The organism is Methylobacterium sp. J-059 (genome assembly GCF_022829485.1).
GTDB lineage: Bacteria > Pseudomonadota > Alphaproteobacteria > Rhizobiales > Beijerinckiaceae > Methylobacterium.
Map to the genome: position 1 here is coordinate 24,787 of NZ_JAKSYA010000088.1, position 7,030 is coordinate 31,816.

Here is a 7,030-nt window from a genome sequence, read left to right on the forward strand (position 1 = left end):
CGGTGCGCCGCGCATCGCACGATGCGACGGATGCGGAGCGTGTCACCGTGCACGCCACCTGCGTCGTGGTCGGCGAGGCGGGCGTGCTGCTCCGCGGCGAGGCGGGCGCCGGCAAGTCGAGCCTCGCCCTGGCGCTGATCGAGCGGGCCACCCTTCGGGGCGGCTTCGCGGCCCTGGTCGGCGACGACCGGGTGCGCCTCGCGCGGTGCCACGGGCGCGTCGTGGCACGCCCGCATCCCGCCATCGCCGGGCGGATCGAGATCCGCGGCCACGGGATCGTCGCGGTGGAGAGCGTCGAGGCCTGCGTCCTGCGGCTCGTCGTCGACCTCGTCGCTGGCGAGCCGCGCCTGCCCGATGCGCCGGATGGCGAGGCCACGATCCTCGGCATCGCCCTGCCCGCGCTCCGGATCGACCGCGCGGTGCGCGAGGCCGGCCTCGCACCCAGCCTGGTGCTTGCGGAACGGGCATTGGCCGAGCTCAGCGTGTCTTCGCAGTCGCACACGGCGCTTCCCGTCGACCGGACCCGCGCGGCCCCGTAGCGCGGTGCTCACTTGCGTGGCATGATCGCGGCGACGGGCGATCAAAACGTCGCGACTGCCTTGAGCCTGTGCGTGCAATGCACAACATGGCGGACTCGTTCACAGGACACCGGAATACGTGTCGATGATTGGCATGGTGCTCGTCACCCACGGACTGCTCGCGACCGAATTCAGGGCCGCATTGGAGCACGTGGTTGGCCCTCAGAAGCAGATCGAAACCATCACGATCGGTCCGGAAGACGACATGGAGCTTCGGCGGCGGGACATCATGTCGGCGGTCGGCCGGGTGAATACCGGAACCGGCGTCGTCGTGCTGACCGACATGTTCGGCGGCACGCCGTCGAACCTCGCGCTGTCCTGCATGAACGGCGGCGCCGTCGAGGTGGTGGCGGGCATCAACCTGCCGATGCTGATCAAGCTCGCCAGCGTCCGCGATGCGGAATCCCTCGGCGACGCGGTGCTCCACGCCCAGGAAGCCGGCCGCAAGTACATCAACGTCGCCTCGCGCGTTCTCGCCGGCAAATAGTCTTCCCCGTCATCTTGCCGTCCCGACCGCCGACCCGCTACGCACGGTGAGGTCCGCGCCGTGCGCGCGCCGATTCAGGCCGACGCGAATCGCAGCGCGGCGACGGACAGGGAAGCGCGCCGGGGGATGGACGACCTCTTCGAGCCCGACGACGAGCCGCCGCCCGTGCCCGACGGCGGCTTCCTGCGGCGCCTGCCGATCATCAACCGACGCGGCCTGCACGCGCGGGCATCCGCCAAGTTCGTCCAGACCGTCGAGCGCTTCGACGCTCAGGTCACGGTGACCCGCGCCGGCGAGACGGTGGGCGGCCGCTCGATCATGGGGCTGCTGACGCTCGGCGCGGCGCAGGGCACCCACGTGATGGTCACCGCCGTCGGAGCCGACGCCGAGCCCTGCCTCGCGGCGATCGAGGCGCTGCTCGCCGACAGGTTCGGCGAGGACGAGTAGCGCGTCACACCCGCGCCGCGCGCCGCCAGACTACGGCGCGGGCGCCCGCGCCGAGGTGGAGCGTGCCGGCGACGAGCTCCCCGGCGCGGCGGGCGAGCTCGATCCGCATCTGCCCGCGACGGGCGAACAGGCGGGTCACCACCCGCACCATCGACGCCTCCGACGGGTCGGCGATGATCGGGCGCGCCGCGTGGCGCGCGTCCAGCGCAAGGAATTCCTCGACCGCGGACGGGATCAGGCCCGGGGCGGACACCTGCTCGACCTCGGCCGCCGCGTCGTCCCCGGCGCGCACGCCGATCACGCAGTCGGCGGGAATGGTCCGGCACCGGACCTCATGGGTGGCGGCGAGGACCGGGCGCGGGGCGCCGCCCTGGGTCGGCAGGCGCGTCGGCGCCCCGAGCCGCAGGGGCCGACGCAGGCCCGCGAGCCGGCCGCGGACCGCGGCCTCGACGGCCTCCGACCGCGACCCGTCGATCAGGGCGGCCGGGTCCGGGAGGCCCGGCGGCTGCCACAGGTCGGCCCGGCCCCGCCCCCAGATCGGGTGCGGCATCGCCATCGGCATCACCCCGTGGAGCGCCGCGCGGCCGTTGCCGTCCCGGTCCCAGGCTAGGGCGAAGGCGATGGTCCGGCCGCCGGATTGATGGCGGGCCGCGCTCAGCACGTAATCCGGATCGACCCGCGGATCGGTGATCGCGTTGCGCGTCATCAGCGCCCGCCAGGCGGCGACCGCGTCGTCGTCGACGGTGCCGGCACGGTGGAGGTCGACGCGCCAGCGCGACGCCGCATGTCCGTTCGAAGCCGCCTCCTCGTACGCCCGCGCGACCGGATCGCCCATCGCCGCCGCGTCGGGGACCGCCTGCCCGCCCTGGATGACCGTGAAGCCGTGCATCATGGCACCTGCGTCCCGCATTCGAGAGGAACCGTCCCACTCTGGAACGTTCGGCACCCCTGGAGGCGCCCTTTGGGGTGCGGGCTTCAAGGATGATGCCGCGGGAGCCGTCAGCCGCCGGGAATGGCAAGCGGGTTGTCGGTAAGCGCCGCCGCATCCGGCGCGTCGATCCGCGGGCGGCTGAGGAAGGCGTCCCAGAGCCGGAGGACGAAGTCCGGGTCGAGGTCGCGGACGATCAGGACGAGGCGCGAGGTGCGGTCGTCGTCGGGCCAGGCCGGCAGGGTGACGGGGGCGTGCACCACCTGCTGGACGCCGTGGACTACCACCGGCCGGTCGGGATCGTCGGCGATCGCGACGAGGCCCTTCAGGCGCAGCAGCTTCGGGCCGTGGCTTCCCCGAAGCAGGTCGAGGAACATCTCGAAGGACGCGCGGGGCACCGGCACGTCGCTCGTCAGCGAGAAGGCGCGGATCGCCGCGTCGTGCCGGTTCACGTCGTGAGCGTGCCCGTCCGCCTCCGGCACGGCTCCGAGCCAGGCCTGCACGTCGGCGGCCTTGCCGTCGAGGCCGAACAGGCCGCCGAGCAGCGTCTCGGCGGGGACGTCGGGCGGATCGATCGGTGCGGCCGGGTTGAGGGCGTGCAGGCGCGCCCGCAGCGAACCGGTGTCGCCGGCCAGATCCGCCTTCGCGAGGACGATCCGGTCGGCCACCGCCACCTGCCGCACCGCCTCCGGGTGGGCGTCGAGCGTGTCGAACCCGTTGACCGCGTCCACCACGGTGACGACGCCTTGCAGCCGGTACCGCATCACGAGGTAGGGGTGGTAGATCAACGCGTGCAGGATCGGCGCGGGGTCGGCGAGGCCGGTGGTCTCGATCACGACCCGGCGGAACGGCGTGATCCGGCCGTTGTCGCGCTTGCGCAGCAGGTCTTCCAGCGTCGCGATCAGGTCGCCGCGCACGGTGCAGCACAGGCAGCCGGCGCCGAGCAGGACCATGTTCTCGTCGATCGCCTCGATCAGCAGGTGATCGAGGCCGATCTCGCCGAACTCGTTGACGATAACGACCGTGTCGGCGAGCGCCGGATCGCGCAGCATCCGGTTGAGCAGCGTGGTCTTGCCGGCTCCGAGGAAGCCGGTGAGCACGGTGAGCGGGATCGGGTCCGGTCGGCGGGGAGCGTCGGTCATGCCGCCGGCCTAGCGCGGCCGGGCGGCGGGCTCAATTGCGCGCGCCGATCACTCGTCCGCGGATTCGGCCGACTTGGCCGCGTTGGGCTTGGGCTTCGCGCCGGCCTTCGGCTTGGTCTGCACGGATTTGGCCACCGCGGGCTTGCCGCCCTTCTGCGTCACCGCCGTCGCCGGCTTGGCGTGGGTCGGCGGCTTGTGCTTGGCCTCCGGCATGCCGGACACGTCGACCGAGGTGTAGGCGCTGGCCGCGCGGGGCACGGCGCCGGCGATCGCGGCCTTCGCCTTGCCCTGGTCCTTCCCCTGGGCCTTTGCCTGGGTCTTGGCTTCCGCGGCCGCGGCGCGCTTCTGCTTGGCCGCCTCGAGCGCCGCCTCGCGCTTGGCCTTGGCGGCCTCGAGCTTCGCCTCGCGCGTGGCGGCGGCGGCGGCCTTCTCGGCCTCGGCCTGCTCGTTGAGCATGATCTGCCCCTCCGCCGGGTCGCGGCCGATCCAGACCAGGATCGGCTGCAGCGGGGCGCGCGGCGGCAGGGTGCGGTTGCGCGCGGCGGCGCCGTTGAGCGTCGCCAGGGTCAGCGCGGGCGAGGACAGGCCGGCGGCGCCGAGGAACTGCGCGCCGGCGTTGTCGGCGTTTCCGGCGATGGCGCCGGGGCCCTCGTCGATCGGCATCGGCTTCTTGCGGTCGCAGATGTAGGGCCGCATGTCGGGCGGCGCGCCGATGGCGGAGGCGGGCAACGCGTCGAGCGTCTGCGCGGTCCATCCGGCCGACTGGCCGAAGCCGTAATCGAACAGGTCGGCGGCCTTGAGGTCGCGCTCGCGCGCGCTCGGGCTGCCCATCACGATGGTGAGGATGCGCCGTCCGTTGCGGTTGGCGCTGGCGACCACGTTGAAGCCGCCGGCGCAGATGAAGCCGGTCTTCATCCCGTCGACGCCGGCATAGCGCCCGAGCAGGCCGTTGTGGTTGGCCATCACCGAGCGGCCGAACTGGATCGCCGAGATCGAGAACAGGTCGTGCGAGTCGGGGAAGTCGCGCAGCAGCGCGCGGCCGAGCACCGCCATGTCGCGGGCCGAGGTCCATTGCCGGGGGTCGGGCAGGCCGTTCGGGTTGTACCAGCGACTCTCGCGCATGCCGATCCGGCGCGCGGTCTCGTTCATCATGTCGGCGAAGCCGTCGATCGTGCCGCCGAGGGTCTCGCCGATCGCCCAGGCCACGTCGTTGGCCGACTTGACCATGATGATCTTCAGCGCGTTGTCGAGGGTGAGCTGCGTGCCCGGCTTGAAGCCCATCTTGGAGGGCGGCTCGGCGGCGGCGGCGGCCGAGATCGTGATCATCGAGTCGAGCGAGACCTTGCCCTGCCGCACCAGGTCGAGGGCGACGTAGGTGGTCATCAGCTTGGTGATCGAGGCCGGGTACCAGGGGTCGGTCGCGCCTTGCGCATAGAGCACCTTGCCGGAATCCACCTCCACCACGAGGACGGGTGCGGTCACGGCGTCGGCCGCCTGCGCAGCGAGCAGGCCGGCAAGCGTTGCGAGCCCCAGGGTGAGGCGCCTCAGGAAACGGTTCGACATCGACCCCGACTCAAAGCAGTGGAACGCCGCGCCGGCACCGGGCCCGATGCCGTCCCTCTCGCGGCCGCGAAGGAGGGCCCTGAGAACGTCGGCCGTTCAACGCGGGCACCGTGGCGAGAGCATGGCGGATCTTCGCGCGTCCACCGCCGTGATGTGGCGTTGCGGCACGGGCGCGCCTATGTGCTGTCGCGCGACGATCTTTTCAGGACAGGACGATGCCCCGGCCGTCATCGGCTCGGGCCCGGCGGGACGATGGCGTACGCGGTCAAGGAACTCTTCCACACGCTCCAGGGCGAGGGCGCGCAGGCCGGGCGGGCGGCGGTGTTCTGCCGGTTCGCCGGCTGCAATCTCTGGTCCGGCCGCGAGGCGGACCGGGCCGAGGCGGTCTGCCGGTTCTGCGACACGGCCTTCGTCGGCACCGACGGCGAGGGCGGCGGAAAGTTCGCGACCGCCGACCACCTCGCGGATGCGATCGCACGGACCTGGGAGGGCGGTCCCCACGCGCACTACGTCGTCTTCACCGGCGGAGAGCCGCTGCTGCAGCTCGACCCGGAGCTGATCGCGGCCGTCCACGCCCGCGGCTTCGCGATCGCGGTCGAGACCAACGGGACGCTCGCGGCACCGGAAGGGATCGACTGGATCTGCGTCAGCCCCAAGGCCGGTGCGCCGCTGGTGCAGCGACGCGGCGACGAGCTGAAGCTCGTCTTCCCGCAGGCCGACCTCGCGCCGGAGACGGTCGCCGACCTCGATTTCCACCATCGCTGGCTCCAGCCGATGGACGGGCCGGACCGGATCGCCAACACCGGCGCCGCCGTCGCCTATTGCCGCGCGGATGCCCGCTGGCGGCTCTCGCTCCAGACGCACAAGATGATCGGGATCCCGTGAGCGCGCGCCCGCCGAGCCGATCCGTCGGCGGCCCGATTTCACCGGGCGGTTAACCCCGTGGTCAACTTCTAGTTGTAATTTCAGGCGCGCGCGCGGATCGTCGCGGTCATGGCCCGGATCCGTCGGTTCCCTCGGATTGCCGAGCCTTGACAACTTCCGGGAATGTTTGGAAGCCCCGTCGCGATGGGCGGGACAGGCGCCGAGGCTCGGTCCGGGGCGGTGTCCGGCGCGAGCGCGGCGCATTCGGGGAGCGTGCGATGGATGTGATCGAGACCCGGGTTCCGGGGGTGATGCGGGTTGTCCCGAAGCGGTTCGGGGACGCGCGCGGGTGGTTCTCGGAGACGTTTCGCGTCGACGCGCTGGCGCGGGCGGGGATCGCCTGCGCCTTCGTGCAGGACAACCAGTCGTTCTCGGCGCCCAAGGGGACGATCCGCGGGCTGCACTTCCAGGTCGCGCCGCAGGCCCAGGCCAAGCTCGTGCGGGTGCTGGCCGGGGCGATCCTCGACGTGGCGGTCGACCTGCGCCGTGATTCCGCCACCTACGGGCAGCATGTGGCCGTCACGCTCGATGCCGAGGGCGGCGAGCAATTGTTCATCCCGCACGGCTTCGCCCACGGCTTCTGCACCCTGACGCCGGACACGATGGTGGCCTACAAGGTCGACGCCTACTACAGCCCGGCCCACGACCGCGCCCTGGTCTGGAACGACCCGGACGTCGGCATCGACTGGCCGGTCCTGGCCGCGGAGGCGATCCTGTCCGACAAGGACCGGGCGGCGCCGCGCCTGTCCGAGCTCGGGCCGGTGTTCTGAAGCCCCGGCGCGCGAGCGCCATCGACGACGTGAAGGAAAGGCCCGACATGCGCATCCTGGTGACCGGCGGCTGCGGCTTCATCGGCTCCGCCCTCGTGCTCCACCTGGTGCGCGACCTCGGCCACGACGTGCTGACGCTGGACGCGCTGACCTACGCGGCCAACCCGGTGTCGCTGGCGCCCCTCGCCGAG

Annotated in this window: 9 protein-coding genes; 6 read left to right on the plus strand and 3 right to left on the minus strand. The window is 72.2% G+C overall.

All coding sequences use genetic code 11. From position 1 onward, the window contains the following. The first annotated feature begins 2 nt into the window (after nt 1-2). From MKK55_RS09485 to MKK55_RS09495, 3 genes are all read left to right on the plus strand, one after another. The gene (locus tag MKK55_RS09485; RefSeq protein WP_243934414.1) at nt 3-539 is read left to right on the plus strand and encodes an HPr kinase/phosphorylase; all 537 of its coding nucleotides are present in this window, start codon (nt 3-5) and stop codon (nt 537-539) included. 124 nt (nt 540-663) lie between these two features. Beyond that, entirely contained in the window at nt 664-1,065 is a 402-nt protein-coding gene (locus MKK55_RS09490; RefSeq protein WP_147728692.1) for a PTS sugar transporter subunit IIA, read from the plus strand. A gap of 126 nt (nt 1,066-1,191) precedes the next feature. Then, nucleotides 1,192-1,512: an HPr family phosphocarrier protein gene (locus MKK55_RS09495; protein ID WP_147728691.1), complete on the plus strand. Its 321-nt coding sequence runs from the start codon at nt 1,192-1,194 to the stop codon at nt 1,510-1,512. A gap of 4 nt (nt 1,513-1,516) precedes the next feature. Here MKK55_RS09495 and MKK55_RS09500 read toward each other — a convergent pair whose 3' ends face one another. The 3 genes from MKK55_RS09500 to MKK55_RS09510 form a co-directional block, all read right to left on the minus strand. Continuing rightward, nucleotides 1,517-2,404 carry a hypothetical protein gene (locus MKK55_RS09500; RefSeq protein WP_243934415.1) on the minus strand — a complete coding sequence of 296 codons (888 nt, stop codon included), beginning with the start codon at nt 2,402-2,404 and terminating at the stop codon, nt 1,517-1,519. A gap of 107 nt (nt 2,405-2,511) precedes the next feature. Beyond that, entirely contained in the window at nt 2,512-3,582 is a 1,071-nt protein-coding gene (locus tag MKK55_RS09505) for a CobW family GTP-binding protein (protein ID WP_243934417.1), read from the minus strand. Nucleotides 3,583-3,630: 48 nt separating this feature from the next. Beyond that, nucleotides 3,631-5,145 (minus strand): D-alanyl-D-alanine carboxypeptidase family protein, encoded by a 1,515-nt coding sequence (locus tag MKK55_RS09510; RefSeq protein ID WP_243934419.1) that lies wholly within the window; start codon nt 5,143-5,145, stop codon nt 3,631-3,633. Between the two features lie 252 nt (nt 5,146-5,397). On the opposite strand from MKK55_RS09510, the gene queE reads away from it, so the two are divergent. The 3 genes from queE to MKK55_RS09525 all read left to right on the plus strand — a co-directional run. Further along, on the plus strand, nt 5,398-6,030 hold the full coding sequence (gene queE / locus MKK55_RS09515) for a 7-carboxy-7-deazaguanine synthase (RefSeq protein ID WP_147727791.1): 633 nt from the start codon (nt 5,398-5,400) through the stop codon (nt 6,028-6,030). Nucleotides 6,031-6,287: 257 nt separating this feature from the next. Beyond that, the gene (rfbC, locus tag MKK55_RS09520; protein ID WP_243934421.1) at nt 6,288-6,839 is read left to right on the plus strand and encodes a dTDP-4-dehydrorhamnose 3,5-epimerase; all 552 of its coding nucleotides are present in this window, start codon (nt 6,288-6,290) and stop codon (nt 6,837-6,839) included. Nucleotides 6,840-6,886: 47 nt separating this feature from the next. Continuing rightward, on the plus strand, nt 6,887-7,030 hold a 144-nt coding region (locus MKK55_RS09525), incomplete at its 3' end, for an NAD-dependent epimerase/dehydratase family protein (RefSeq protein WP_243934422.1).

Coding starts and splice junctions, on each gene's coding strand:
- MKK55_RS09500 (WP_243934415.1), bottom strand. CDS start 2,404: ATGATGCACGGCTTCACGGTCATCCAGGGCGGGCAGGCGGTCCCCGAC.
- MKK55_RS09495 (WP_147728691.1), top strand. CDS start 1,192: ATGGACGACCTCTTCGAGCCCGACGACGAGCCGCCGCCCGTGCCCGAC.
- queE (WP_147727791.1), top strand. CDS start 5,398: ATGGCGTACGCGGTCAAGGAACTCTTCCACACGCTCCAGGGCGAGGGC.
- MKK55_RS09490 (WP_147728692.1), top strand. CDS start 664: ATGATTGGCATGGTGCTCGTCACCCACGGACTGCTCGCGACCGAATTC.
- rfbC (WP_243934421.1), top strand. CDS start 6,288: ATGGATGTGATCGAGACCCGGGTTCCGGGGGTGATGCGGGTTGTCCCG.
- MKK55_RS09505 (WP_243934417.1), bottom strand. CDS start 3,582: ATGACCGACGCTCCCCGCCGACCGGACCCGATCCCGCTCACCGTGCTC.
- MKK55_RS09510 (WP_243934419.1), bottom strand. CDS start 5,145: ATGTCGAACCGTTTCCTGAGGCGCCTCACCCTGGGGCTCGCAACGCTT.